General features: G+C 39.9%; 29 protein-coding genes. 10 read left to right on the forward strand and 19 right to left on the reverse strand.

Translation table 11 applies throughout. The annotated features are described in order from the left end of the window. The first annotated feature begins 52 nt into the window (after window positions 1-52). On the forward strand, window positions 53-412 hold the full coding sequence (gene bamE, locus B1F84_RS10600) for an outer membrane protein assembly factor BamE (RefSeq protein ID WP_010387969.1): 360 nt from the start codon (window positions 53-55) through the stop codon (window positions 410-412). A gap of 54 nt (window positions 413-466) precedes the next feature. On the opposite strand, the gene B1F84_RS10605 is transcribed toward bamE, so the two are convergent. Next, window positions 467-790 carry an RnfH family protein gene (locus B1F84_RS10605; RefSeq protein WP_010387968.1) on the reverse strand — a complete coding sequence of 108 codons (324 nt, stop codon included), beginning with the start codon at window positions 788-790 and terminating at the stop codon, window positions 467-469. Then, window positions 787-1227 (reverse strand): type II toxin-antitoxin system RatA family toxin, encoded by a 441-nt coding sequence (locus B1F84_RS10610; RefSeq protein ID WP_054201695.1) that lies wholly within the window; start codon window positions 1225-1227, stop codon window positions 787-789. Before B1F84_RS10610 ends, B1F84_RS10605 begins: the two co-directional genes overlap by 4 nt. A 148-nt stretch (window positions 1228-1375) precedes the next feature. Here B1F84_RS10610 and smpB point away from each other — a divergent pair, with 148 nt between their 5' ends. Together smpB and B1F84_RS10620 are read left to right on the forward strand one after the other, a co-directional pair. Next, window positions 1376-1855: an SsrA-binding protein SmpB gene (gene smpB, locus B1F84_RS10615; protein WP_008109102.1), complete on the forward strand. Its 480-nt coding sequence runs from the start codon at window positions 1376-1378 to the stop codon at window positions 1853-1855. Between the two features lie 291 nt (window positions 1856-2146). Beyond that, window positions 2147-4741, forward strand: coding sequence for a TonB-dependent receptor (locus B1F84_RS10620; RefSeq protein ID WP_131691387.1), 2595 nt, complete (start codon window positions 2147-2149; stop codon window positions 4739-4741). A 60-nt stretch (window positions 4742-4801) separates the two neighbouring features. On the opposite strand, the gene B1F84_RS10625 is transcribed toward B1F84_RS10620, so the two are convergent. Both B1F84_RS10625 and fadR read right to left on the reverse strand, forming a co-directional pair. Continuing rightward, window positions 4802-5407: a peroxiredoxin C gene (locus tag B1F84_RS10625; RefSeq protein ID WP_008109095.1), complete on the reverse strand. Its 606-nt coding sequence runs from the start codon at window positions 5405-5407 to the stop codon at window positions 4802-4804. 234 nt (window positions 5408-5641) lie between these two features. Beyond that, window positions 5642-6355, reverse strand: coding sequence for a fatty acid metabolism transcriptional regulator FadR (gene fadR / locus B1F84_RS10630; RefSeq protein ID WP_008109093.1), 714 nt, complete (start codon window positions 6353-6355; stop codon window positions 5642-5644). A 301-nt stretch (window positions 6356-6656) separates the two neighbouring features. Here fadR and nhaB point away from each other — a divergent pair, with 301 nt between their 5' ends. From nhaB to B1F84_RS10645, 3 genes are all read left to right on the forward strand, one after another. Continuing rightward, window positions 6657-8228 carry a sodium/proton antiporter NhaB gene (gene nhaB / locus B1F84_RS10635; RefSeq protein ID WP_131691388.1) on the forward strand — a complete coding sequence of 524 codons (1572 nt, stop codon included), beginning with the start codon at window positions 6657-6659 and terminating at the stop codon, window positions 8226-8228. A gap of 115 nt (window positions 8229-8343) precedes the next feature. Then, window positions 8344-8862, forward strand: a complete 519-nt coding sequence (gene dsbB, locus B1F84_RS10640) for a disulfide bond formation protein DsbB (protein ID WP_131691389.1) — start codon at window positions 8344-8346, stop codon at window positions 8860-8862. A gap of 1 nt (window position 8863) precedes the next feature. Next, on the forward strand, window positions 8864-9166 hold the full coding sequence (locus B1F84_RS10645; protein ID WP_131691390.1) for a hypothetical protein: 303 nt from the start codon (window positions 8864-8866) through the stop codon (window positions 9164-9166). 12 nt (window positions 9167-9178) lie between these two features. Here B1F84_RS10645 and B1F84_RS10650 read toward each other — a convergent pair whose 3' ends face one another. Beyond that, a complete protein-coding gene (locus tag B1F84_RS10650) occupies window positions 9179-9472 on the reverse strand; it encodes a ComEA family DNA-binding protein (RefSeq protein ID WP_008467316.1) in 294 nt (97 codons plus the stop codon). Between the two features lie 297 nt (window positions 9473-9769). On the opposite strand from B1F84_RS10650, the gene B1F84_RS10655 reads away from it, so the two are divergent. Continuing rightward, window positions 9770-10069: a YebG family protein gene (locus B1F84_RS10655; protein WP_008467318.1), complete on the forward strand. Its 300-nt coding sequence runs from the start codon at window positions 9770-9772 to the stop codon at window positions 10067-10069. A gap of 226 nt (window positions 10070-10295) precedes the next feature. Here the strand turns inward: B1F84_RS10655 and putP are convergent, their stop codons facing one another. Beyond that, complete coding sequence (gene putP, locus B1F84_RS10660; protein WP_008465433.1) at window positions 10296-11807, reverse strand: sodium/proline symporter PutP; 1512 nt, start codon at window positions 11805-11807, stop codon at window positions 10296-10298. 344 nt (window positions 11808-12151) lie between these two features. On the opposite strand from putP, the gene B1F84_RS10665 reads away from it, so the two are divergent. Then, window positions 12152-13375, forward strand: coding sequence for an HDOD domain-containing protein (locus B1F84_RS10665; RefSeq protein WP_131691391.1), 1224 nt, complete (start codon window positions 12152-12154; stop codon window positions 13373-13375). 58 nt (window positions 13376-13433) lie between these two features. Here the strand turns inward: B1F84_RS10665 and B1F84_RS10670 are convergent, their stop codons facing one another. The 10 genes from B1F84_RS10670 to ccmA are packed head-to-tail and all read right to left on the reverse strand — an operon-like array spanning window position 13434 to window position 21149. Further along, the gene (locus B1F84_RS10670; protein ID WP_054201699.1) at window positions 13434-14165 is read right to left on the reverse strand and encodes a VacJ family lipoprotein; all 732 of its coding nucleotides are present in this window, start codon (window positions 14163-14165) and stop codon (window positions 13434-13436) included. Window positions 14166-14174: 9 nt separating this feature from the next. Further along, window positions 14175-15431, reverse strand: a complete 1257-nt coding sequence (ccmI, locus tag B1F84_RS10675; protein ID WP_076918254.1) for a c-type cytochrome biogenesis protein CcmI — start codon at window positions 15429-15431, stop codon at window positions 14175-14177. Further along, window positions 15432-15893 (reverse strand): cytochrome c-type biogenesis protein, encoded by a 462-nt coding sequence (locus tag B1F84_RS10680; protein WP_131691392.1) that lies wholly within the window; start codon window positions 15891-15893, stop codon window positions 15432-15434. After that, complete coding sequence (locus B1F84_RS10685) at window positions 15890-16462, reverse strand: DsbE family thiol:disulfide interchange protein (RefSeq protein ID WP_131691393.1); 573 nt, start codon at window positions 16460-16462, stop codon at window positions 15890-15892. The genes B1F84_RS10680 and B1F84_RS10685 overlap by 4 nt, the downstream gene beginning before the upstream one ends. Further along, window positions 16459-18420, reverse strand: coding sequence for a heme lyase CcmF/NrfE family subunit (locus B1F84_RS10690; protein WP_131691394.1), 1962 nt, complete (start codon window positions 18418-18420; stop codon window positions 16459-16461). The genes B1F84_RS10685 and B1F84_RS10690 overlap by 4 nt, the downstream gene beginning before the upstream one ends. A gap of 1 nt (window position 18421) precedes the next feature. Continuing rightward, complete coding sequence (ccmE, locus tag B1F84_RS10695; RefSeq protein WP_008112242.1) at window positions 18422-18901, reverse strand: cytochrome c maturation protein CcmE; 480 nt, start codon at window positions 18899-18901, stop codon at window positions 18422-18424. Then, complete coding sequence (gene ccmD, locus B1F84_RS10700) at window positions 18898-19101, reverse strand: heme exporter protein CcmD (RefSeq protein WP_008112240.1); 204 nt, start codon at window positions 19099-19101, stop codon at window positions 18898-18900. Before ccmD ends, ccmE begins: the two co-directional genes overlap by 4 nt. A 2-nt stretch (window positions 19102-19103) precedes the next feature. Continuing rightward, a complete protein-coding gene (locus B1F84_RS10705) occupies window positions 19104-19841 on the reverse strand; it encodes a heme ABC transporter permease (protein WP_036985043.1) in 738 nt (245 codons plus the stop codon). Between the two features lies 1 nt (window position 19842). Further along, window positions 19843-20529, reverse strand: coding sequence for a heme exporter protein CcmB (gene ccmB, locus B1F84_RS10710; protein ID WP_024602037.1), 687 nt, complete (start codon window positions 20527-20529; stop codon window positions 19843-19845). Then, window positions 20529-21149, reverse strand: a complete 621-nt coding sequence (ccmA, locus tag B1F84_RS10715) for a cytochrome c biogenesis heme-transporting ATPase CcmA (protein ID WP_076916065.1) — start codon at window positions 21147-21149, stop codon at window positions 20529-20531. Before ccmA ends, ccmB begins: the two co-directional genes overlap by 1 nt. A 113-nt stretch (window positions 21150-21262) precedes the next feature. Between ccmA and B1F84_RS10720 the strand changes: the two genes are divergently transcribed. Both B1F84_RS10720 and B1F84_RS10725 read left to right on the forward strand, forming a co-directional pair. After that, the gene (locus B1F84_RS10720; RefSeq protein ID WP_131691395.1) at window positions 21263-23428 is read left to right on the forward strand and encodes a flagellar hook-length control protein FliK; all 2166 of its coding nucleotides are present in this window, start codon (window positions 21263-21265) and stop codon (window positions 23426-23428) included. A 2-nt stretch (window positions 23429-23430) separates the two neighbouring features. Next, on the forward strand, window positions 23431-23739 hold the full coding sequence (locus tag B1F84_RS10725; protein ID WP_008465407.1) for an EscU/YscU/HrcU family type III secretion system export apparatus switch protein: 309 nt from the start codon (window positions 23431-23433) through the stop codon (window positions 23737-23739). A 27-nt stretch (window positions 23740-23766) separates the two neighbouring features. Here the strand turns inward: B1F84_RS10725 and B1F84_RS10730 are convergent, their stop codons facing one another. Genes B1F84_RS10730 through B1F84_RS10740 form a run of 3 tightly spaced genes read right to left on the reverse strand, consistent with a single transcriptional unit; the run spans window position 23767 to window position 25443 of the window. Further along, complete coding sequence (locus tag B1F84_RS10730; protein ID WP_076918260.1) at window positions 23767-24168, reverse strand: DUF2802 domain-containing protein; 402 nt, start codon at window positions 24166-24168, stop codon at window positions 23767-23769. An 18-nt stretch (window positions 24169-24186) separates the two neighbouring features. Next, window positions 24187-24684: a chemotaxis protein CheW gene (locus B1F84_RS10735; protein WP_008112225.1), complete on the reverse strand. Its 498-nt coding sequence runs from the start codon at window positions 24682-24684 to the stop codon at window positions 24187-24189. A gap of 21 nt (window positions 24685-24705) precedes the next feature. Next, entirely contained in the window at window positions 24706-25443 is a 738-nt protein-coding gene (locus tag B1F84_RS10740; protein WP_131691396.1) for a chemotaxis protein CheW, read from the reverse strand. Between the last annotated feature and the right edge of the window lie 2 nt (window positions 25444-25445).

The raw sequence follows: 25445 nt of genomic DNA on the forward strand, positions 1-25445 counted from the left end.
AGTGACTAATCGGTATCATGCAGATTATAAAAAATAAGGATCACAACTAACAATGCAGTCGTTAAAAACTTTTTCTCTTTGGCTTATCGTCGCTTTAACGCTTAGTTCAGCCGCAGGTTGTTCTAGCTGGGTATACAGAATCAACATCCCTCAAGGTAACTTTTTAGAACAATCAGACGTTGATAAGCTTCGCGTTAATATGACTCGCGAACAAGTAATTTACGTATTAGGCAGACCCATTGCCGAAGACGCCTTCGATAAAAATACTTGGCGTTATGTATACAGCTTCAATAAAGGACGTGCTAATGAACAGTTTAAATCATTAGTACTAAACTTTGAAAATGAAAAGCTAGTTACAGTATCGGGCGACTATGAGCAGCCAGAAAACTTTACAACGCCTTTAGAGCAATAAGAAAGCTCTTAAGGTTTAATTAAAAAAGGTGAGCATAGCTCACCTTTTTTGTATCTAACGTTCTAACGGCCGGCCACCAGTGACTTTATTAGCGCGGCCCTCTTCTTTGGCTTTTTCGGCGCGTTTTCTGCGAGCATCTTTAGGGTCGGCAATTAATGGGCGGTAAATTTCAATTCTGTCGCCATCTTTAAGCTCATGATTTAGCTTCACCGTTCTGTTCCATACGCCTAAAGTTAAATCGGTTGCATCAATCTCAGGGCATTTTTTAATAATCCCTGATTGTATTACCGCTTGCTCAGCCGTTGTGCCTTGCAGCACTTCTATATTTAATGTGGTTGCCTTAGTGGGTAACGCGAACACAACTTCAATATTGATCATGCACGTTCTCCATACACGGTTTTTGCACGTTGAGTAAACGCACTCACCATGTTTTTTGCCACATCATTAAAAATTTTACCGAACGCTAGCTCTATTAGCTTACTTGAAAATTCAAACTCTAGCTGTAAATTAACCTTACACGCATGTGTATCTAATTGCTGAAAGTGCCAGCGACCCTGTAGGGTTTTAAAAGGACCATCAACCAAGCGAAGCATCACTGTTTGCTCATCAATTAGGGTATTTTCAGTGGTAAACCATTTTTTTATGCCGGCTTTAGATATTTCTAAACTAGCGGTCATGTTATTATCATGCTGCTTAATAATTTTTGAGTCTGAACAATTAGGTAAAAACTGTGAATAGGCTTCTACATCATTGACTAGATCAAACATCTCTTTAGTGCTGTACATAACCAGCGCGCTTTTTTCTATTTGTGGCATACTCACTCCCAACTGTGTGCAGGAATTTTAGCAAGCTTTGTGCGTTTCCCCAAACTTTCATCGCGCTTAAATTAATCCTTCGCTTTTGCATGTATAATTTAAAAAAATCGATGTAAAACATCTTGTATAACGTATATTATAGGGCATTATGGCTAAGAAAAATTCATCAAAATCGACAAGTAATACCATCGCGCTAAATAAAAAAGCGCGACACGAGTATTTTTTACACGACAAGTTTGAAGCAGGTGTTGAACTCCAAGGCTGGGAAGTAAAAAGTATCCGAGCAGGTAAAGTAAATATCTCTGAAACTTATATTCATCTTAAAAACGGTGAAGCATTTTTATTAGGCAGTACCATTCAGCCTTTAAATAGCGCATCGACCCATGTTATTTGTGACCCGCTACGTTACCGTAAATTACTACTAAGCAGGCGTGAGCTTGACCGCTTAGTTGGTGCAACTGAACGTGATGGTTATTCATTAGTTGCCACCGCTATGTATTGGAAAAAATGCTGGGTGAAGCTTGAATTCCATTTAGCTAAAGGTAAGAAAATGCATGACAAACGTGAAGACGGCAAAAATAAAGATTGGTCCCGTGAAAAAGAACGTTTAATGAAACATAAAGTTTAAATAAAAACGTCTAACATCATGTTAGGCGTTTTTTTTAATTAAATTTTTAGCAAAATACAAATTATTACAAATTAAAGTCGCTCGGTGATTTATTTTTAAATAATGAGAAGACCCCCCTCCCGCACCAGATAGCGAGTATCCCATCGTTTTCCTTTATTAAGAAAATAAGTACATATTCGTGCCGATAACAAAATCATCTTTGCGGCTAATTGATAACACCTAAGTTACATGGTATTAATAATTCGGCTTGTAAAAACAAGTAAATTATAACATATCAACAAGGACTTAAGGATGAAGCAATCAATTGCATTTACACCGAGCTTAATCATCGGTGCTACTATCGCATTGTCAGCAGGTTTTAGTACAACAACTTATGCTGCACAGCAAACTGCAGAAAAAGTAGAACGTATTCAAGTAACAGGCTCTCGTATCAAACGTTCCGATATAGAAGGCCCATCACCAGTACAATCCATTAATAAAGAAGACATCGAAAACATGGGTTATGACAACCTACAGCAGCTGCTTGAAAGAATGCCTGTTGCAGGTAATGGTACCTTTTCAACCCGTGGTAATAACCAAGACTCGACCGCTAATGGTTCAGCTGCAGTCAGCCTTCGTGGTTTAGGGGCTGATGCTACCTTGGTACTTATTAATGGTCGTCGTGTTGCTATAAGCGCATTTGCAGAAGGGATCACCAACTCATTTGTTGATATAAACAGTATTCCTGTTTCAGCAATCGAACGTATTGATATTTTAAAAGATGGCGCATCAGCAATCTATGGCTCTGATGCTGTAGCAGGTGTTGTAAACGTTATCTTGAAAAAAGACATCGACGGTATTGAAGTTAATTTAGGTTACGGCGGCACAGATGGTCCTAACTATGAAGAAACCACGGCTAGCATTGTTTGGGGTACAACAAGTGCAAAAAGTAGTGCATCCGTTATTATTGATTACTTTAAAAACACTTCTTTATCATCAGATGAAATGGGCCGCTTAGGTACCGCTAATCAGTCTCCATATGGCGGTGAAGATTTCCGTTCTTCACGTGGTTTCCCTGGCTACTTCTATGTTGATGGCGTTAAAACAATCGACCCTGCATGTCCTGCAGAAAACGCAACATCAAGCGGTAGTTGTTTATTTGACTATGGTCCATTCGGCTATATTGCCCCTGCATCAGAACGTGTGGGCGCAATCTCACAATTTGAATACCGTTTTGACAATGGCATCACCGGCTTTTTAGAAATGGCTGTACAGCATAACAGCTCAGTTGCAGCGGGTGCACCAACGCCACTTGATGAAGATGCGGGTTTAACCGTACCAGGGAATCATCCAAATAACCCGTTCGGTCAAGATATTGAAATTGGTCGTTACAGAACAGTGGATGCAGGTGCGCGTCAATGGGATATCGAATCAGATACATTACGTTTTGTTGCTGGTTTAAAAGGTGAAATTAACGACTGGAGTTGGGAAACAGCGGTACAAAAAGGTCGTAGCAAGTCATTACAAACAGGCGATCGCTCACAAGGTTGGGTTCGCACCGACTTCTTACAACAAGAAATTGACGCTGGCAACTACAACCCATTTGGCGGCACTTACAACGATCCGGCTGTAATTGACAGGATTACTACAAGCTTGGTTCGCCAAGGTGAGTCTCATATGACGTCGTTCGATGCTAACATCTCAGGTGAAGCATTTAGCTTTGGTGACGATGTTGTCATGATGGCGGCCGGTATTGAGTACCGTGAAGAAGACGTAACTGATACGCCTGATGATCAATTTCAACGTGGATTAATCTTTGGTACCGAGTCTGTTTCAGCTGCCGCAGAACGCGACCAGTACGCTGCCTATGTAGAGTTTTCAATTCCACTTGCTGAAAACTTAGAGTTACAACTTGCTGGCCGTTACGATGATTACAGTGACTTTGGCACTACGACAAACCCTAAAGTCGCTTTACGCTGGGCACCTACAGATGAAATCACAGTTCGTGGTTCTTGGGCGCAAGGCTTTAGAGCACCTTCACTGGCACAAGTAGGTTTAGGGCCATCTCAGGAGAGTCAGTTTTTTATTGATAACTACCGCTGTGATGCAACAGGTAAAGATTGTGATGCGCTAGATTACAACATTGAATTTGCCGGTAACCCAGATTTAGAAGCTGAAGAGTCTGAATCTTGGAATGTCGGGTTTATTTGGGCACCCACAACTGACTTTGGTTTAAGTGTTGATGTGTGGAGTATCACTCAAGATAATAAAATTGATGAGCAAGAGTTTGGTCCAATTTACAACTCAGAGTGTAATAACCAAAATAGTACGGTATGTGTACGCTTACCACCATCAGGTACTGACAGCCTAGGAACTATTCAAAAGATTTTCAGTACTTTTGAAAATGTATCATCACAAGAAGTTTCTGGCGTTGATATTTCAGCAAACTACAATCATTCACTGGATGATTTAGGCTTACTAAAATTCAATTTAGAATGGGCTTACCAAGATAAATTTGAAAAAGATGGTCGCGATTACACTGGTGAATATGGTTACCCAGAGCACCGCTGGATTTTCTCAACTAACTGGGAAATTGGTCAGTTCAACACAAACATGAACATTAGTTATGTAGGTGAGTTTGAAGATACGCCAGATATCGACTTCGATGGTAACTTAGACTTCGATAGTAATACATCGCGTACTGTTGATTCACAAGTACTGGTAGATTTACAAACATCATACCGTATTACTGAGTCAGCAAAAGTATCACTAGGTGTGAACAACTTATTTGATGAAGAGCCACCGTTTGCAATTGGTGACGGTGATTCAGATCTGTATGGTTACGCATCGGGTGTACACAACCCTCGTGGTCGTTACATTTACACTAAAGTTAGCTTTTCGTTTTAATTTAAAATAATAAAAAAACCGCCATTTTGGCGGTTTTTTTTCTCAAACTAAAGGGCTAAATTATAGCTCGCCTTCGTTTTCAGATAAGAATTTAGCGACGCCTTCAGGGCTTGCATCCATTCCTTTTTTACCTTCAGTCCAACCAGCAGGACATACTTCACCGTGCTCGCTGTGGAATGCTAGTGCATCAACCATACGGATCATTTCGTCGATGTTACGACCAAGTGGTAAATCGTTCACTACTTGGTGACGTACGTTACCTTCTTCGTCGATTAGGAAAGAACCACGAAATGCAACGCCCGCTTCTGGGTGCTCAACGTCGTATGCTTTACAGATTTCGTGTTTAACGTCTGCAACTAGTGCGTATTGAACTTTACCAATACCGCCGTCTGCTACAGCCGTGTTACGCCATGCGTTGTGTGAGAATTGTGAATCGATAGAAACACCAATTACTTCTACACCACGTTTTTGAAATTCTGCATAACGCTTATCAAAAGCAATAAGCTCAGAAGGACATACAAAAGTGAAATCTAGAGGGTAGAAAAAGATTACTGCTTTTTTACCTTTGATTTTTTCGTGAAGGTTATAGCTATCTACAATCTCACCGTTACCTAGAACAGCTGCAGCGGTAAAGTCTGGTGCCTGGCGGCCTACTAATACACCCATTTTATTCTCCAAATATTTTGAGTTTATTGTCAATTGCATACGCAATACTGATAGTAATATGGGCGCTAATTTATAAATTACAATAGCAACCATATATAATTGATGATTATTCTATGGCTATCAAAAATAAATTAACAATCGTATTTATAGATAGCACCGTTCTAAAATAACGAACGCTTAACTAATGAACGGATTTTTATTCATAAAAAAACCTGCTTAAAGCAGGTTTTTTTACTAATCCATAATATCGCTAGGCATATCACCACGAATATGTTGCCATATTTCACCGGTTTGATGACCATACTTGCGCATCATGAATATTGCACCATCGTGCTCTTTATTTTCAGCAAGTTTGGTTAAATCTTTATAGAATTGACGTGCAAGCTCACGGGTGCGAGGATCTGAAAAGTAATGACAACCTATTTTAGAATAAAAGCCTTTGAAACCATTAAGGATCAGCACATAAATGCGGTTGTTACCAGCGACAGCTAACTCATGGTGTACTTTATAGTCATAATCAGCAAACGCTTGCGCGCTGTCTTCTAGCTCATCACTTTGCGATAAAATTTCAATAACACGTTCTGGTGCAAGCTTTATAGCTGCACGGGTGTAAATTGCGCTAATGTTGGTGCGTGCTGAAAGTAACTGATCGGTTAACTCTGGCATTTTGTCTTCGTCTAAACGTGCCAGTGTTTCAAGAATGTTTAATCCTGACGTTTCCCAAAAATTATTAACGCGAGTGGGTTTACCATGTTGGATTGTTAACCAACCGTCTCTGGCTAATCGTTGTAACACTTCACGCAATGTGGTTCTAGTAACACCAATTAACTCTGAGAGTTCACGCTCAGCTGGCAGAATTGAACCTGGAGGAAAATCACCATTCCAGATTGACTCTACTATGTACTCCTCAGCAAATCCTGCTGGGCTTTTCGCTTTAAAAATTCTCATTCAATTCCTACTCGAATTAATTCACATTACATCGCTACATACGATTAACTGACTGATTGTACCAGACAAGACGCAACTAACAAGTAAAGTAAGTTAAATTACCTAGGTATGTGATTAAAAAGGTAACTTTACTTGTATTATTTACCAGTTTTACCGATAGATTTTAAACACAATATGAATGCCAACCTATTATTCATACGAGACACTTTGACTATCATTCTATAGTTGTTTACACCCTCTATAAGCTGGACTAACTTAATGGCATTAACCAGACTATTAAGCGCCTCTTTAGGGAAAAATCATGCAACAGAGCATCCCATCTGCAATGTTTATAAATTTTTTAGGTAAAGCTCCTCAATGGTATAAATATACCATTATTGCATTTTTGATAATTAACCCGCTGCTATTTCAATTAAGTCCCTATTTATCTGGTTGGGTATTAGTTATTGAGTTTATTTTTACACTGGCTATGGCACTTAAGTGTTACCCATTGCAGCCGGGTGGGCTGCTTGCTATTGAGGCGCTATTAATTGGCATGACATCAACGGCGCAAGTTGAACATGAGATAGCGCAGAATTTGGATGTACTTTTATTGCTAATTTTTATGGTGGCCGGTATTTACTTCATGAAAGATCTGCTGCTGTATATTTTTACCAAACTAGTGGTCTCTGTGAGAAGTAAAACTGTTTTATCGCTTGCTTTTGCAATGGCTGCGGCGTTTCTATCTGCATTTTTAGATGCATTAACCGTAATGGCCGTGGTGATTGCAGTGGCTATGGGTTTTTACAGTATTTACCATAAGGTAGCCTCAGGAAAAGACTTCATTAGTGAACACGATATTAATGATGATAACCAAGTAAAAGAAGTTAACCGACAAGAGCTTGAAGAATTCCGTGCGTTTTTACGCAATTTACTCATGCATGCTTCCATTGGTACTGCACTAGGTGGCGTATGTACTATGGTGGGTGAACCACAAAATTTAATCATTGCCGAACGAGCAAGTTGGCTCTTTGGTGAATTTTTTTTACGAATGCTACCAGTTACGTTTCCCGTACTTATCGCGGGCTTATTCACTACCTTTATATTAGAAAAAACAAAAACCTTTGGCTACGGTGCTAAATTACCAGAAACAATCCATGCTATTTTAAAAAACCATGCACAAACCCTTGATAAAAAACACAGCAAACGCGATAGAGTTAATTTAACCATTCAAGCATTAATTGCCATATGGTTAATTACTGGCTTAGCGTTACATTTAGCCACTGTTGGATTAATTGGTTTGTCAGTTATTATTTTAGCCACATCATCGGCTGGTATAATAGAAGAGCACCAACTTGGTAAAGCTTTCGAAGAAGCCCTTCCCTTCACCGCATTGCTTTGTGTGTTTTTTAGTGTGGTTGCAGTAATCATTGATCAGCAACTATTTACTCCTGTCATTACTTGGGTGCTAACATTTGAAGGACAATTACAGTTGGTGATGTTTTTTGTTGCCAACGGATTGCTTTCTATGGTCAGTGACAACGTATTTGTGGGTACAGTGTATATAAATGAAGTAGCGGCAGCACTTAAAGCCGGCCAAATTACCCGTGACCAGTTTGATTTATTAGCGGTTGCTATAAACACTGGCACCAATTTGCCTAGTGTCGCCACACCAAATGGTCAAGCGGCATTTTTATTCTTACTTACATCAACACTGGCACCGGTATTACGCCTATCTTATGGTCGAATGGTATATATGGCTTTACCCTATACATTTGTGCTTACCTGCGTTGGTCTTAGTGCCACTTACCTAGGCTTAAGCGATTTAACCAGTTTATTTTACAAGTTCGAATTAATACAGCACCATATTCCTGTTGCTAATACAGGGCATTAAAATCTTCCCCTTCTTAGAGGAGCTAAAGACTTTAAGCTCCTCACTTTTTCCTTTTACTTGCCCCGTTGTTTATCCTACGTCATAATCTAAGCCCTTATTTAAATACGGATTTGTTATGAACTGGCTTGCTAATCTTAGTACACAACGTACCCCCTGGTTACTATTTAGTGGAATTGTTTTTCTACTGGAAGTTACTGCCCTTTTCTTTCAATACAACATGGGGTTAGCGCCGTGCATTATGTGTATTTACCAGCGCACTGCGGTATTAGGCCTACTTTTTGCAGGTATTATTGGAGCCAGTAAACCAAACAATCTCGTAGTACGTATTGTTGCCTATACAGTATGGGCAGTTTCAAGTGTATGGGGGCTACTTATTGCTCGTGAGCACATTGAAATGCAAACAACCACAGATCCATTTGCATTTAGCTGTGAATTTGAACCAAATTTTCCAGAATTTATGCCATTACATCACTGGATACCGCAATTTTTTGAAGCAACCGGTGATTGCGGAAACATAGATTGGCAATTGGCAGGTTTAAGTATGCCAGCATGGATGGAAGTTATTTTTGTACTCTTTACCGCCACACTCTTTATATTGGTGGCCAGCCGATTAATTACTAAAAAGTCACTTTAATATGTTTACTTTTTTTTCAAGCCAAGTTGATGAGCTTAAACACTTGAAAGTTCGTCAGCGACAAACTGTTATAGCTATCTCTTTAAGCATGCTATCGCCCAGTGATAGGGTCTTTATACGCATAGTGAAGCTGATGCTGTTGAGCCCATTTTTTTTAATATTCACTTTGTTTGAAGGGTGGTTGCTGGTGCCTTTTTTAATTGTGGCTGGGTTGAGCTACCCGCTACTAACAGCCCCAGTAGATGTTAATTTTGCTAAAAAGCATCTTGCTGCTGCCTTAAAACAGTTTGATCAGGGCGCATAGCGCCCTATTAAGTTAAAATGCCACCTTACCATCGAGTTTGGCTAGCATTTTTTTACCCACCCCTTTTACTTTAGCTAGATCTTCAAGTGATGTGAAATCACCATTAGTTTCTCTATAGTCGAGAATTGCCTGTGCTTTTTTCTTACCAACACCCGGCAACTTAATTAGTTGCTTCAAATCAGCAGTATTAACGTTAACCATGGCTGACTGCATCTGCTCTGATAGCATATCGCTTTGCGCAAAAGTGGTACCCATAGGTAATAAACATAAAGCGGCTGCTAACGAGATTATTTTAATTAATTTCATACTATTTCCTTTTGTGTTCCTACATGAACATTCGTTGATTATTTACACCCAGCACTTTTAAATAACTTTGTGGTTACTAAGTGCTAAAGGTAACAAACACTCCTTGCGACTCCTTTACTGCTACGCGTTATAAAGTGACTTAATAAATAAAGTAGAGTTGGCCTTTATTGTCAACCAAGCTACAGATAAACTAAGGTTAAAGCTTGCAAAACAACGCGCAAGCTTGTACTGTATATAAAAACAGTAATCTAATGATTTAAAATAATCATATTGCCACGTAAGTAAGCAGGAGAAATCATGGCTGTTGTTGTTAAATATGTTGTAGAACGAAACGGAGTCGAGCGCATGACGTTTACTACTAAAAAAGAAGCTGATGCCTATGACAAAATGCTCGATATCGCCGAGTCACTAGAACTAATGCTTGAAAAAGTAGATGTGCCACTAAGTGAACAACAAGTTGAGTCGCTTGCACTTGAGATTGCGAAAAGTAAAGACGACTTTATGGCGGTGCTTAAGGGGACTAAAGAAGTACCCGCAAAAGCTAAAAAAGCAAAATCAGATAACGTTGCCGATATTAAAGATAAAGCAGCGAGCTAATCTAAAAAATAATGGTGCTGCTTATGAGCCGCATCACTAATTAATAAAACTGAATTCGTGCTTCGAATTCAGTTTTTTTATGTCTTAAAATAATGATAACGACAAGCCAGTTTGCTGCGATTAAATCATTACAGTTTGCCTCTGTTAATAGTCAGTCAATAAAAAATGCCAACCAGTTAAACTGGTTGGCATTTTTTTAAACCAAAACTTTACGTTAGTAAATCAGTTACAATGACGATTCAACTTCATCAAACAGATCAGTAATTTCTTTTTTCGGTTCAGCTGTTACAAGGCTACCTACCACAATAGCAATACTCGCTAAAATGAAGCCTGGGACGATTTCATAGATCACGCTACTTAAGCTATCACCATTAATAGTAATAGGCGCATAAATCCACACAAGCACGGTTAGAGCACCAACAACCATACCACTGATAGCCCCTTTTAAGTTCATGCGCTTCCAGTAAAGGCTAAACAATACCAATGGACCAAATGCAGCACCAAAACCTGCCCATGCGTTGCTCACTAAATCTAGTATTGAACTATTACGGTCATAGGCTAAATAGATAGCAAATAGCGCAACCAGTATCACGCTAATACGTCCTACTAGTACCAACTCAGTTTGCGAAGCATTACGGTTTAAGTAAATCTTATAAAAGTCTTCAGTTAGAGAGCTTGAACACACCAATAGTTGCGATGAGATAGTACTCATAATTGCAGCTAAAATAGCCGCCAGTAAGAAACCTGCAATTAACGGATGAAAAATTAATTCCGCCAATACTAAGAATATTGTTTCTTTGTCGGCAATTGGCATTTGATTTTCAATCATGTATGCAGCACCGAATAAACCGGTAAATACTGCACCAATGGCAGATAAGGTCATCCAAGACATACCAATACGACGCATAGTTGGCATTTCTTTTACTGAGCGAATAGACATGAAGCGCACAATAATATGCGGCTGACCAAAGTAGCCTAAGCCCCACGCCATTGCAGAAATAATAGCAATAGTAGAACCGCCCGCAAACCAATCAAGCATACTTAAAGAATGAATTTCGCTTGCTTTAGGCGAGCTTAGTAATTGCTGATAATTTGCATTTGCTAAGGTGTCCATAAAGGGTTGATCAAGCATCATGTAAGTGGCAATTGGCACTGCCAACAACGAAATAAACATGATACAGCCTTGCACAAAGTCTGTAAGGCTAACCGCTAAAAAACCACCAAACAGGGTATAGACCACTACCACACCGGTGGTAATGTATAAGCCCATTTCGTAACTCATTTGAAATGAGTTTTCAAACAACTTACCACCGGCAACAACACCCGATGAAGTGTATAAGGTAAAGAAAACAATAATTACTATTGCAGAGATAACACGCAGGATATTTTTGTTGTCATCAAAACGGTTTGCAAAGAAATCGGGGATAGTAATGGAGTCATTGGCTTTTTCAGTATAAACACGCAGTCTTGGTGCTACTAAAAAGTAGTTTGCCCATGCACCCAATACTAAACCAATTGCAATCCAAACCTTACTCAACCCAAATAAATACATTGCGCCGGGTAAGCCCATTAATAACCAACCACTCATATCTGATGCACCAGCCGATAGGGCAGCAACACTGGGGGCTAAATTACGACCACCTAGCATATACCCTGAAATATCACTGGTAGATTGCTTATATGCGTATAGTCCTATTCCTAGCATTACAATAAAGTACAATGCCAGTGAAATAATCATTCCTGTTTCCAAATTTGCCTCCACTTAAAAAAGTAATAACAGGCTTGTAATCCAAATAATGACTCTTGAAATCTTATAATTAAGACAGTATTGGAATAAAAGCTTTCTATCCAACTATAACACGGTAATTACTAATAACTCCAACTCGCTAATTTAAGTAGATAAAAAACCATCTATTCGCTCACTTTTAAAACAAATAAAATAAAAAACAATGAGTTTAGATTAATAAAAACCACCCAAGCCATGATATTTTATTAATATAATTCATTTTCCCGATGCTATTTTGAATGTTTTCCAATATATTATTACAATGTTAACCAATTTCTACTGTTTCGGAATCTTATATGTATTTTTATGCTGCTCGCCAACCTATTTTAGATCGCAATAAGGAGTTAATTGGCTACGAGCTTTTATTTCGTGATGGAGTAGATAACGTTTTTCCGAACATTGACGGCGACGAAGCAACGTCTCGACTGATTGAGGGCAGCCAGTTTAACTTTGGTCTTGAAGATTTGACCGATAATAAACCTGCTTATATTAACTTTACCCTAGACACCTTACTAAAAGGCTACCCCACGCTATTAAACAAAGACGGGGTAGTGATTGAAATATTAGAAACCGTTCAGCCGGGGAAACGTCTGCTAGCGATAGTTAAAGACTTAAAAGAGAAAGGGTATACACTTGCTCTAGATGACTACGCGCATCAACCGGTATGGCGTCACTTTTATCCGTTTATTGATATCATTAAAGTTGACTTTTTAACCTGTGATATAGAGACCGTTAAAACGATCATCGAGGATTTAAAACCTTACCCACACATTAAATTACTCGCGGAAAAAGTTGAAACCTACGAACTGTACAACCAAGCTTTTGAGCTAGGCTTTGAGTACTTTCAAGGCTTTTTCTTTTCAAAACCAGAGATGGTGCAAAGCAAAGCCTTACCGCCATCGGGCATGGCACTGGCTGAACTTCTCTATGAAACATCCAGTGTAGAAATGGATCTTAAAAAGATCACCGATGTATTTGAGCGTGATGTTAACTTATCTTACAAGCTCTTGCGCTATTCAAACTCAGCAGCATTTACCCGCCGCTCTGAAATAAACACTATAAAACAAGCGCTGATTGTATTAGGCGCTGCTGAAATTAAAAAACTTCTTTCTTTATTATTTGCAGCACAAGTATCTGCAGATAAGCCATTAGAGCTTATTAGACTGTCGCTAACACGGGCACGTTTTTGTGAGCTGTTAGCTATTTCACATGGCAAACTTAAAGATACTGGTATGGCATTTTTAACTGGCATGATGTCGCTTATGGATGCGATATTAGATGAAGAGATGGACAGTGTAATGCTTAAATTGCCACTGTCTAATGAGATAAAAACAGCGCTGTTAAACAATGAAGGGCTACTGGCTGAATACTTAAGCTTAGTGACTCTGTATGAGCATGGTGATTGGCAAGCTGCGAACGACAAAGCTCAGCAACTAAACTTAGGTGATGAAGTGCCTGATGCATACCACGAAGCTCTCAACTGGGTTAGTGAGCAAATGCAGGTGATGATTGATAGCTAAATGGGTTATTACTAATTAAAAACAAAAACGCCAGCATTTGCTGGCGTTTTTACTTTTATTAAAGGCTTTCTAAGAAATCTTCATCAAAATCTTCAGGCTCTTCTTTTATTGGCGGGTTACCATCAAAGAGCTCGTATAATTGACGCTGAAAATAAATGTCTTTAATAAACAAGTACGGGTCTAACGAATCATTCAATAATCCTTCCTGAGCCATTAATGACGCACGTGCTTCAACTGCTTTTAGTGCAAACACTAAAATAGTTTGTGGTGTAGTCAGTGCTATTTCAGGCAGTACAACATTATCAACCACATCACCGGTTAAGTTACGCGCGGTAGATGGCCCCATTGCTGGGATCATTAAATAAGCACCATCACCCACTCCCCACACACCTAACGTTTGGCCAAAGTCTTCGCTAGTTACTTCAAGCCCCAGCGAACTAGCTACATCAAATATGCCAAATACACCCACAGTTGAATTCACTAAAAAACGTGCAAAATTAATTCCAGCACTGCTTGGTTTTCCTTGCAGACCAGCATTTATAATATCAACGGGTGCGGTAATATTATCGGTAAAATGCACAATACTACGACGAACAGGCTGCGGTGTAACAGTGATGTAACCCACTGCTGCTGGCCTTAAAATATAAGTATCGAGTACGTCCATATTAAAGTCATAAATAGGCCTATTTACACTTTGTAAGGGATCGCGCTCATCATATTTACTCTCGGGCACTTGAGCACAGCCCGATAAGGTGAGTAAACATAATAAAAGTAAGCCTTGTTTTAACATCTCAAATCCTTAAGGTATTAATGTATCAATGTTCAGTTGCACTTGTTGCACATCTTTACGAAGCAGTACTTCAGAGTGGCCTTCAAGCTCACCGGCGCTTGGCATCACTGAATCATCATTAGAGATACGCGCAGAAATAACAATTTCACTGGCACTGGATAAATTTAGCCCCGCCATCATGGCGTTCGAATCGCTCAGCTCAACCGTGATTGGAAAGCTATAGTCTGTTAGTTTAACAACGGCTAAAGGCATGGGTGAACCTTCAGAAGCTTTAGCAAACACAAACAAAATACCGTTACTGGGCTGTTTGTCTGCAAGTTGCTCGTCAATCTTAACCGTGACCTGAATACCCTGAACAACGTGCTGTTCATGACTGTTTAACTCACTTTGCTGAGCTATTTGGCCATCAATTTCACTGATGCGCTCAGAAATCATAGCATAACGCGTATCTGACTCGTCCATACTGGCAAGAAGTACTTCAAATGCAGCTTTTGCCTGTATCCAATCTTTTCTCTCAAAGGCAATCAGCGCAAGTAACGAAATCGCATCGAGGTTATTTGGTTGTGCTTGTAGTACTTTAGAAAGCATACCCGCTGCGCGAGTCATATTCTCATCACTGCCCTCAAGTAATAATACCTGCGAGTAGCTCACCAAGGCTTGCATATTATCAGGGTTCATTGACAATGCTTTATCAAATGACTGTTTTGCCATGTCAAACTCATTAAGCATTATAGCCACACGCCCTAACAGCATCCAAGCAACTTCATCGTCACCGCTTTGGCTTAACTTCGTACGCAATGCCAATGCAAACGCTTGCAGTTCATTTTTAGTTAACGGCTCACCTTTTTGCATTACAGCGCGTTGGCCATAATCGGCCAAGTTGTCCATTGCATCATGCCAAGCCGCTATTTGTTGCTGGCTGCCGGTCATTGCATAAAATATACCCGCTAACGCAATTAAAAACGCCGCCCCTGTTAAAGCAAATATACGATTGTCACCACGACTATTGAGTGACTTCTCTGGTGATAATTCATTTAGCAAACGGCGTTTTAGCTCAACAATTGCCTCGCTGTGGTTTTGCGAGTCTATGCGTTGGTTGTCTAAATCAGCCTGTAGTTCAACTAAACGCTGCTCATAAATGCTGATAAGCTCAGCATTAGCGTTATGAGTAATGGTTACTACGCGCTCTTTTTTTAAAAAAGGCACAATAATAAACAGCAATGCAATGAGTGTGAGTAAAGCAAAAGACGCCCACATTAAAATCATTTAACTTTGCTCCTGACGTTTATTTTGTTTAATCAACTTATTGAGCATCACTTCATCAGTGTCACTCCACGTTTGTTTTACCGACGCTTTACGCTGGCGAATAACAATAAAGCCAAAGCCTATTATTACAATGAGTACTGGCAACACCCACAGAATTAACGTAGCCGGCGTTACTGGTGGATCGTAATGAACAAAGTAGCCATAGCGGTCAATCATATAATCAATAACTTCGTCTTTGCTTTTACCATCTTTTACTAACGCCAATACGCGATCGCGTAAGTCTTTTGCAACTACGGCGTCTGAATCAGCAATATTTTGATTTTGACATTTGGGACAACGTAATTCTTTAGTTAGCTCTTCAAAACGAACCGCTTGCTCGTTGCTATCAAATTGATAACGGTCTTGTTGAGCAAACGCAGCTAAACTAATAAATAAGCTAAGGGTTAATAAAAACAATCTCATGGCTGCAGCTCCTGCATAAGAGGCGCAAACTTAGCGCGCCAAACTCGAGGGTTTATATCACCAGTGTGGTGTAACAAAATAGTGCCATTTTTATCAACTAAAAATGTTTCTGGTGCTCCGGACACACCCAAATCTAACGCCAAAGAGCGCTCTAAATCTAAAATATTAAATTGATAAGGGTTACCTGCGCGCGCAAGCATATTACTCACATCGTCACGCAGTGCTTGCATATCAAACGGGCCATCAAAATCAGCATCGTAGCTTTGTACATAATACAAGCCGATAATTTTAATGCCTTGCTCGCGAAGCTTAGTTAAATAATCAAGCTCAGCTAGACACGTTGGGCACCATGTGCCCCACACGTTCAATAAATACACGTCACCTTTTAATTGCTCATCAGTCCAACGTTTGTCATCTTGCATTAAATCAGGCAAGTTGAATGCTGGTAAGGTTTGACCAATGCGCCCAGTTTGTATTTCCCGAGGGTTAGCAAACAACCCTTGATATAAAAACACACAAATAAAGATAAAAATTAGTAAAGGTACAACTGCCATCAATTTACGCTTCATAATGCCCCCTCTAATTCATCTTTGCGAGGTGTAGCGCGATAACGCTTATCAAATAAAATTACAAAACCAGCGAGTGAGATCAGAACACCACCAATCCACATCCAACGCACAAACGGCTTGTGGTAAATACGTAATGACCAAGCCCCTTCACTTAATTGCTCTCCAAGGGCGAGGTATAAATCGCGAGTAAACCCAGCATCTATTGCGGCTTCAGTCATAAACTGCATACCAATGTCGTATCGGCGTTTTTCTGCATAAAGACGCGCAATTGTTGTGTCTTCTTTTAGTACTGTTACCACACCCGCATGACCGCTATAGTTTGCACCACGAATTGTCTTCACGCCTTCAAAACGGTATTGATACTGATTTAGCTGTACGCTATCACCAGGCTTCATTGATACATCACGCTCAACTGAATACGCCGAAGTAAGCGTAATACCGGCAATAACAAAGGCCAAACCAACATGGCCAAGCACCATAGCCCAATAACTTAAACCTAAGCGTTTGATGCCGAGCTTAAGTGAGCCATGAACAGCAGCCTTGGTGTAAAGGTCGATAAAGGTAGCAATAAATATCCATACACCTAACGTAGTTGCTAATAGAGTGAGCGGCGTAACTACTTCATAACTGCTAAACAGCCACGCACAGGTAATAACGACACTGGCTAGTGCGCCAACAAATAGTTTGTTTTGTAAAAATGCCCATTTATTTTGCTTCCAGCGCAAAAATGGTCCTATGCCCATTAAAATCGCAAATGGCACCAGTAGAATTGCAAACATTTTATTAAAGAAAGGTTCGCCAATAGAAATACTACCTAAGCCCATTTCTTTGTGCACCATAGGTAATAAAGTACCTAATAGTACAATTAAGGTGGCAACCACTAAGAAAATGTTATTTAGCCAAAGTGCTACTTCACGAGAGACAAACTTATAACGTCCTTCACTTTTAACTTGTGAAACACGCAAGCCGTAAAGCGCTAAGCCGCCGCCAACAACAATAGCTAAGAAAGCAAGAATAAATAGCCCACGATCCGGATCGGTTGCAAAGGCGTGCACCGAAACAATAATCCCTGAACGAACAATAAAAGTGCCCAGTAAACTTAATGAAAAAGCAGCAATTGCTAATAATACGGTCCATGATTTAAATACACCGCGCTTTTCAGTCACACTTAAAGAGTGTAATAAAGCCGTTGCCACTAACCATGGCATCAGTGATGCGTTCTCAACTGGATCCCAGAACCACCAGCCGCCCCAGCCAAGTTCTGCATAAGCCCACCAACTACCAATGGTAATACCTAAGGTTAAAAAGCCCCATGCAGTCATCGTCCATGGGCGTGACCACTTAGCCCAGGTATTATCGAGCTTACCGGTTAACAACGCGGCAATAGCAAAGGAAAAAGCCACAGAAAGACCCACATACCCCATGTAAAGTAATGGTGGATGAATGATCATACCTGGGTCTTGTAATAATGGGTTTAAATCTCGCCCTTCAACTGGGAAATAGGGCAATAAACGCTCAAACGGACTTGACAGCAATAAGGTGTACATCATAAAGCCGACACCTAAAAAGCCAAGCACACCTAATACACGAGCACGAAGCACCCAAGGAAGTGACTTTGAACGCACCGCGACCAGAGCTGTCCACCCGGCTTGCATAAGTAACCACAGTAAAATAGCGCCTTCATGACCACCCCATGTAGAGGTGATTTTATAATACCAAGGTAAGGTGCTACTTGAATGATAAGCAACGTAAGACACGGTAAAATCATCGGTTAGGCTGGCATAAATAAGAACAGCGAACGACAAAGCAACAAATGCAAACTGACCAACCGCTAATGATGGCGCTGCGCGCATCAATCGAAGATTACCTGTGTGTGCTCCCCAAAGTGGGAAAATACACAACAGCACACTGAGCACCATGGCCAATGTTAAAGAAAAATAACCAATTTCTGGGATCATATCAGCTCCCACTATCTAAGTTATATTTTGGCTTTTCGTGCTTAATGCCTTTTACTGCCTCAGCAACTTCTGCCGGCATATATTCTTCATCATGCTTAGCCAACACTTCAAATGCTTCAATCACGTTAGGCTCAACTAACACACCTTGCGCAACAATCCCTTGTCCTTCACGAAACAAATCAGGCAAAATACCTTGATAGCGTACCGTTACCAATGGCCCCGTATCAATCAGCTTAAAGCTTACTTTTAAGCTTTGTTCATTTCTGATCACAGAGCCTGGCACTACCATGCCGCCAATTCTCAGCTTTTGGCCTACAAACGGCTTTTCTTTATTGGGACCTTTACCATCAATTAATTCGCTGGGGGTGTAAAACAAATTAATATTTTCTTGTAAGGCGTACAACACTAAACCTATTGATCCACCAATACCAAAGAGTACGGCGATAATAACCAAAAGGCGTTTTTTACGTCTAGGGTTCACGAGGTTTGCTCCTGCTTAGAATTTTTAATTCGAGTTTCACGTGCAATTTGTTGCTCAACCGATGCTAAAATTTGTTTTTTGTCGCGTAACGAGCTAAATAAAATACCTAATAGAATCAATGCACATGTACCAAAAGAAAGCCATACATAAAAACCATAGCCTCCCATTGCAATAAAATCTGAAAACGAGTCAAACTGCATAATTACCCCTTAGTTAACAACTGTCGCACCCATGGGCGGTGCTTTTCACGGTGTAAAATTTCATTTTTAAGACGAATTAAAGTCACCGTACCGACAAACGCGGCAAAGGCTAAAATATTAATCATTAATGGCCAAAACATACTAGGGTCAACCGCATCGCGATTAAACTTAGTGATACTCGCCCCTTGGTGCAGGGTATTCCACCACTCCACCGAAAAGTGAATAATAGGTAGGTTGATCACCCCTACAATGGCTAAAATAGACGCGGCGCGACCTGCTGACTTTTTATCTTCAAAGGCATGGTACAAAGACAACACCCCTAAGTATAAAAATAATAAAATAAGCTCAGAAGTCAGTCGTGCATCCCATACCCACCAAGCGCCCCACATAGGTTTACCCCATGCAGCACCGGTAATTAAAGCTATTGCAGTCATACACGCGCCAACAGGCGCGATTGCAATTACCGCAAGCTCGGCATTACGTAGTTGCCATACCAAGGCAACAATGGCTGCAATCGCCATTGATGAATAGGCGCCCATAGATAAAATAGCGGAGGGCACGTGAATAAAAATAATACGGTAACTGTCTTTTTGTTGGTAATCGGCAGGGGCAAAACCTAATCCCCAAACCCAACCAACAATCATACTAACGACCGTTACTACTGCAAAATATGGCAGTAGAGTATTGCATAACTGATATGCTCGCTCTGCTTTCGCATACGGATGTAACCACTTCCACATATTAACTTACACTCACTTTTAATGCTGATGATATGGCAATTGGCGCACTGATAATCGCAACGACTAACATGGCACCAAGGATTGCAAGCTGACCACTGTAATCCAGCGACATAGTGCTGGTATCAATAGCGGAAGTTGCAAAAATTAAAACCGGAATATACAAAGGCAGCACTAGTAAGCTCATTAAAATGCCGCCTTTTTGTAATCCCACAGTCAAACCCGCTCCTATTGCGCCAATAAAGCTCAATAAGGGAGTTCCTAGTAATAGCGTTAATAACGTAGCCATTAAGGCCGTCGTTTCTAAATTTAATAACAAAGCAAATAAGGGGGTCATTAGTACCAGCGGTAAGCCAGTGATCACCCAATGTGCCGCTACTTTAGCTAACACGGTTAATGATAAAGGATACGAAGAAGCAATTAGTTGCTCCAAAGAGCCATCGTTATAGTCGTCTCTAAATAGCTTATCGAGTCCAAGCATGGTTGATAATAAAGCCGCAACCCAGATAATGCCCGGCGCCATTCTTGATAACAACCCAGGCTCAGGCCCTATCGCTAATGGAAACAACGAGATAACAATTAAAAAAAATAAGATGGGATTGACTATTTCAGCACGCTGACGAAAAGCGAGCTTAACGTCTTTACTAAATACCGCGACAAATAACTGCCAATATGAGTGCTGTCGTGTCATTAGTGGCGGTACTCCAAAGTCAAGGTTTGTAAGTCACTAAAATGGGTGGTTAGGTCTTGATGTGTTGTTAACAAAATGGCGCCCCCCTTTGATAAATGCTCAGTAAAACGTTGCTGTAAAAAGGCAACGCCACTTTTATCGAGCGCAGTAAAAGGTTCGTCTAAAATCCACAACTTAGCTTCAGATAACCATAATCTGACCAAAGCTACTCGTCTTTGTTGACCCGCCGATAAGGTTCTAACAGGCACATCTTCCAGCCCTACCAAACCTAGCTTACTTAATAAAGAGTATAAGTCAGGGGTGTCAACGTAACCATTAATAGCCAACCAATGTGTTACATTTTCAAGTGCACTGAGTTGTACGTTCACACCAGTTTTATGGCCTATATATAATAAGTCTCTGGCGTATTCGTCATAATATTTTTTGATAGATTGATTAAGGTATAAAATATCACCTTCATCTGGCAGCGAAAAACCGGCAACAATGCGCAATAACGATGTTTTACCTGCCCCATTAGGACCAGCTAACTGCATGATTTGACCGCTTTTAAGGCTAAAATTAAGTTCATCAAACAAACAACGCTCTTGCTTGATACAAGTAACGGACTTAATGTGTAACAAGATGACGATTCTCTCTGCCAAAAATTAGCGGTAAGTCTACCATAATGATAGGGTAATACGAATATTGCTTTAGAATCGATTTACTTAAAATAAAGAAAACTTGATATAAAATAATGAATACACCAACGCACATTACATTGACTAACCCACAGGTTAGTAATCAAACAAGCAATTCAGGTCAACCTGTGTTACCGACATTGCCTGAAGAAGTGCTGGCGGCTAAAAACATTCAGTTTTCTAAAGAGTCAGTAACCTTAGATGTGTTTATGAATAAGCATTGGCAAACAATTCGGCTCACTGTTAATGATGCACCGACAAATGTTGAAAAAATAGCAAGCGCTAACATACAGCTAAGTGCAGATGGTAAAAGCTTAACCATTATTCCTAACAACAGTACCTTATCAATTAAACAACCAGAACAGTTACAGCGGTTTTTAAACTTTATAAACACTCAAAGTGATATTCAAAACAACCCGCTATCGATACAAGTCATATTAAAACCAACGCCAAAACTGGTGATTGAAAAATTTAATGCCAGCATCGCCATTAATAAACAAATAGCGCAATTACTAGCACAAGAACCCTTATTAAAAGGCATAATTGAGACTGATGGCAAAGGTACACGGCTAAATATCATTAATCGTTTTGCTGACATTGTACATTCTCAACCTTTAAGCCAGGCAAAACTAACACAATTAGTTGCTAACAATTTAGGTCATGCTCAGCTTCATGCTATGCCCAAGTTTGCGGTACTAACTCCAAATACCGCAAAAAGCTCGTTAAATATTAGCTTAAGCCATCAACAGTTATCTGAACTACCTACAACGCCGACTAAGGTAACTATTAGCAGCCAAGCAGATAAACTATTAATTAAAACAGCTTATCAAAATATAACCGTGGAGCTTAAAAACTCATTTAGCAAACCATTTAATGAGATGCTGTCACAGCAACCGCAAGTTGCTCTCGATTCGCAAAAAATTAAGTCTCATCCACTTAGTACCGTTAATAGTCCAATTCAATCATGGCTAAAAAGCAGTTTTGCTGATTTTAAAACGCGTATTTTAGATGCAGTAAAACATTTTGAAAGCAAGCCATTTACCACTACATTAAATGCATATCAAAAACCAAATATTGTTGTTAATGAACAACAAAAATGGCTCTCACCAACGCAAAAAATAGACATTACGCAATTAAAGAGCCCTTTAGGAACTGCCCCCCCTTTAGTGCAACTAACCCAGCAGCTAAAAACCAGTATCTCTTTATGGCAACAGCGGACGTTATCAACATCCGTAGACTTGCACCCTGTTGTTACCCAATCAGCACAAACAGCTAATCGATCCTTAGCAGCCGTTAATCATTTACAACCGCTGGAAAAGCTATTATTAGCAACCGTTTTAAAGCAAACCGCAACCGCTCCAATAGAGCAAAAAGAAGCAAGCAAACACGTTCTAAGCAGCCAACTGAACACCATTGTAGCTAAGATGACTGATCAGGGTACTGACTTAAACCGCTTGGTTAATCAAGCTTTTAACCGTATGTTGTCAGAAAGTAATTTACACCCAACCACCATACAACGTGAAATACTCAGCACTATAAAGCCGACACAACTGCCCAATGACACCTTGCAAAGCTCGTTTAATCGAGGTGTAGAACAACTTTCATTAAGCATTTTAGCTGCACCGATTATTAACCAAAACCCAACTGCCGTTAGCATTAATAATCAAAGCGGTTTAGAGGCACTACTTCAGGTTTTATTACCAAGCTTCAAGACCGGTAATAATACCAATAAGTTATTAGAACAGTTACAGCAACCACAAGTGCAAGCATTAGCAGGTGAATTAACACAAATTAAAAACACCTTAAGCCAAGTGCAAGCTCCCGTTTTGAGCCAGCAGCCTGACACTAACTCCTTAGTGCAGTTTTTATTGCCTATGAAACTGCCACCAGAGGCGGCACAAACAGAAATATCGTTAGGACAATATAAAAAGCCAAACAATGACAAATTAGCGGATAAAAACGTGTGGTTTGTAAGATTAAATTTTGATTATGCTGAACTAGGTAAGTTGCAAATAACCGCAGAGTTGATGGACAAAGCATTAGATTGTCAGTTATTAGCGTCCACTCAAGCTGTAAGCGCGTTGGCTCATCCACACCTTGATAATTTACGCTCAAAATTGGCAAAACAGGGCTTGCAAGTGGGCGACCTAAACTTAAAACGCGCAGATGACAGCCATCAAGCTTTTTACCAATCCCATGCCATTATAAATATTAAGGTTTAGTCATGACGGATTCATTTAAAAGCAATTCAGCAATTGGGCTACTCTACGAGGCAGGCAATTCACCCACCGTTAGCGCTAAAGGATTTGGCGAGCTGGCAGATGAAATTATTGCCCTAGCTAAAGATAAAGGAATTCTAATCCATCAAGATGAAGCACTTGCAAATACACTCTCGAAATTAGAGCTCGGCGAAGAAATCCCTAAAGAGCTTTACTTTGTTATTGCTGAGCTGATTGCTTTTTCATATGTGGTAAGAGGAAAATTTCCGCCCGGATGGCAAGACTTTCAAGGAAAGCTCAATATAAAAGCATAATCCACTGTGATAAAAACAAAAAAGGCGCTAAGCGCCTTTTTGTTTATGTAAAGAAAATAACAGTTCTGCTTCGGCGCGGGGTAATTCACACTCGCGAATAACCTCATCTAAATCAGCACCTAGCTCAACCATTTTTACTGCACGAGAGTAAATTTTAGCATCTGGATCATCGTATTTTTGAGCAGCTTGTTGCTGTATAAGCTCTTGGTTTTGTTGTTCTACCTCAAGCACTCGTTTACCAATACTTAGTAACCCAGTTCGTAACTCAGAGACTTCGCTACGTAAAATATCAATCTGCTCTGATGAATCTTTAAATTGCTGTAATTGTGCGTCAAGCTCATTCGCATACCGCTTTTTAAACATCACAATTAACAGCAACGAGAATAGCCCAAAGACTAAACCCGCAATTGCAATACCAAGTAATAACATAATTTTATGTAGAGAAGCTTATATATCGCTTAACTCATCCCATTCGTCATCACTAAGTAATTTATTTAAATCAACCAAAATAAGTAGCTCATTATCGCGGTTACACACACCTTGAATAAACTTAGCACTTTCTTCAGTACCTACGTTTGGTGCGCTATCAATTTCAGAGCTGCGTAAATACACAACCTCAGATACGCTATCAGCTAAAATACCAATCACTTGTTCTTCAGCTTCAATAATCAAAATACGTGAGTTATCGGTCGCTTCAATATCAGGTAAACCAAAACGAGAGCGAGTATCAATAACGGTAACAACATTACCACGTAGGTTAATAATACCAATCACATACGAAGGCGCACCTGGCACAGGAGCAATTTCGGTGTAACGCAGTATTTCTTGCACTTGCATTACATTCACGCCATAAGTTTCATCTTCTAGCTTAAACGTAACCCACTGTAAAATTTCATCATTATTATCTGCATTTTTCTTGGCTGACAGTAATTTATCTTCACTCATGCTCTTACCTCGTAATGGTCATTACTTGTGACGGCTATCTAAGCCTTTCTCTAATAGTGCATTTAAATTATTAACATCTATTAAAGCACACATTTTTTCTTTAATTACTCCAGCAAGCCATGGGCGCTTACTGTTATTTGTACGCCATTTTACATCTTCTTTACTCAATGTAATGTTATTTATTAGTTTTTCTGCTAATAAACCCCACTGGCTATCACCTAAAGTGATTAGATATTGATAGTTTAAAGACGCTTCTAACTGCTCATCGTACTTTTCAGGCATAACCCAGCGCGCAGTATCAACAACATTGAGCTTTTCTTCTCGGTTGATCATGACACCTTTAAACCACTTAGGTTTGCCAAATAAATGATTCACTTCGCCAAGCTCATGAATGCCGCCTAACGCTTTTAACGGTACTGCTAAAGTGAGCCCTGCCACCTCGAAGAATAGTGCCTGGAATTCACCATCGAAGTACTCAGCCTCACTTTCAAGTGCTACATCATGCACAGGTTCAGGCTGTTGCGCTTGATGGGATTCTATTTCTACACTCTTTACCTGTTCATTAAGTTTTTCAACTTCAACAACGGGCTCAACTACAGGCTCAACCTGCAGTGATTGCTCTTTTTGCTCTTCTTCATAGGCAACCTGCTGAAGAAGCTTAGCAACAGGCTCAAGGTCTTTCGTTGGTTCGTCATCAGATAATAACGCCCCTAAATACTGAGTGACTACTTTTTCATTAGCAAATAATTGCTTACTCATTT

It is taken from the genome of Pseudoalteromonas sp. DL-6 (assembly GCF_004328665.1).
Taxonomy (GTDB): Bacteria; Pseudomonadota; Gammaproteobacteria; order Enterobacterales; family Alteromonadaceae; genus Pseudoalteromonas.

What these genes read in the sequence shown, in the direction of transcription:
- B1F84_RS10655 (WP_008467318.1), top strand. Translation starts at nt 9,770, where the DNA reads ATGGCTGTTGTTGTTAAATATGTTGTAGAACGAAACGGAGTCGAGCGC.
- B1F84_RS10685 (WP_131691393.1), bottom strand. Translation starts at nt 16,462, where the DNA reads ATGAAGCGTAAATTGATGGCAGTTGTACCTTTACTAATTTTTATCTTT.
- bamE (WP_010387969.1), top strand. Translation starts at nt 53, where the DNA reads ATGCAGTCGTTAAAAACTTTTTCTCTTTGGCTTATCGTCGCTTTAACG.
- ccmD (WP_008112240.1), bottom strand. Translation starts at nt 19,101, where the DNA reads ATGCAGTTTGACTCGTTTTCAGATTTTATTGCAATGGGAGGCTATGGT.
- B1F84_RS10605 (WP_010387968.1), bottom strand. Translation starts at nt 790, where the DNA reads ATGATCAATATTGAAGTTGTGTTCGCGTTACCCACTAAGGCAACCACA.
- B1F84_RS10725 (WP_008465407.1), top strand. Translation starts at nt 23,431, where the DNA reads ATGACGGATTCATTTAAAAGCAATTCAGCAATTGGGCTACTCTACGAG.
- B1F84_RS10665 (WP_131691391.1), top strand. Translation starts at nt 12,152, where the DNA reads ATGTATTTTTATGCTGCTCGCCAACCTATTTTAGATCGCAATAAGGAG.
- ccmI (WP_076918254.1), bottom strand. Translation starts at nt 15,431, where the DNA reads ATGATTTTAATGTGGGCGTCTTTTGCTTTACTCACACTCATTGCATTG.
- putP (WP_008465433.1), bottom strand. Translation starts at nt 11,807, where the DNA reads ATGATTATTTCACTGGCATTGTACTTTATTGTAATGCTAGGAATAGGA.
- B1F84_RS10740 (WP_131691396.1), bottom strand. Translation starts at nt 25,443, where the DNA reads ATGAGTAAGCAATTATTTGCTAATGAAAAAGTAGTCACTCAGTATTTA.
- B1F84_RS10735 (WP_008112225.1), bottom strand. Translation starts at nt 24,684, where the DNA reads ATGAGTGAAGATAAATTACTGTCAGCCAAGAAAAATGCAGATAATAAT.
- B1F84_RS10720 (WP_131691395.1), top strand. Translation starts at nt 21,263, where the DNA reads ATGAATACACCAACGCACATTACATTGACTAACCCACAGGTTAGTAAT.
- ccmB (WP_024602037.1), bottom strand. Translation starts at nt 20,529, where the DNA reads ATGACACGACAGCACTCATATTGGCAGTTATTTGTCGCGGTATTTAGT.
- B1F84_RS10690 (WP_131691394.1), bottom strand. Translation starts at nt 18,420, where the DNA reads ATGATCCCAGAAATTGGTTATTTTTCTTTAACATTGGCCATGGTGCTC.
- smpB (WP_008109102.1), top strand. Translation starts at nt 1,376, where the DNA reads ATGGCTAAGAAAAATTCATCAAAATCGACAAGTAATACCATCGCGCTA.
- B1F84_RS10680 (WP_131691392.1), bottom strand. Translation starts at nt 15,893, where the DNA reads ATGAGATTGTTTTTATTAACCCTTAGCTTATTTATTAGTTTAGCTGCG.
- B1F84_RS10705 (WP_036985043.1), bottom strand. Translation starts at nt 19,841, where the DNA reads ATGTGGAAGTGGTTACATCCGTATGCGAAAGCAGAGCGAGCATATCAG.
- B1F84_RS10645 (WP_131691390.1), top strand. Translation starts at nt 8,864, where the DNA reads ATGTTTACTTTTTTTTCAAGCCAAGTTGATGAGCTTAAACACTTGAAA.
- nhaB (WP_131691388.1), top strand. Translation starts at nt 6,657, where the DNA reads ATGCAACAGAGCATCCCATCTGCAATGTTTATAAATTTTTTAGGTAAA.
- B1F84_RS10670 (WP_054201699.1), bottom strand. Translation starts at nt 14,165, where the DNA reads ATGTTAAAACAAGGCTTACTTTTATTATGTTTACTCACCTTATCGGGC.
- dsbB (WP_131691389.1), top strand. Translation starts at nt 8,344, where the DNA reads ATGAACTGGCTTGCTAATCTTAGTACACAACGTACCCCCTGGTTACTA.
- B1F84_RS10610 (WP_054201695.1), bottom strand. Translation starts at nt 1,227, where the DNA reads ATGCCACAAATAGAAAAAAGCGCGCTGGTTATGTACAGCACTAAAGAG.
- B1F84_RS10730 (WP_076918260.1), bottom strand. Translation starts at nt 24,168, where the DNA reads ATGTTATTACTTGGTATTGCAATTGCGGGTTTAGTCTTTGGGCTATTC.
- fadR (WP_008109093.1), bottom strand. Translation starts at nt 6,355, where the DNA reads ATGAGAATTTTTAAAGCGAAAAGCCCAGCAGGATTTGCTGAGGAGTAC.
- B1F84_RS10620 (WP_131691387.1), top strand. Translation starts at nt 2,147, where the DNA reads ATGAAGCAATCAATTGCATTTACACCGAGCTTAATCATCGGTGCTACT.
- B1F84_RS10650 (WP_008467316.1), bottom strand. Translation starts at nt 9,472, where the DNA reads ATGAAATTAATTAAAATAATCTCGTTAGCAGCCGCTTTATGTTTATTA.
- B1F84_RS10625 (WP_008109095.1), bottom strand. Translation starts at nt 5,407, where the DNA reads ATGGGTGTATTAGTAGGCCGCCAGGCACCAGACTTTACCGCTGCAGCT.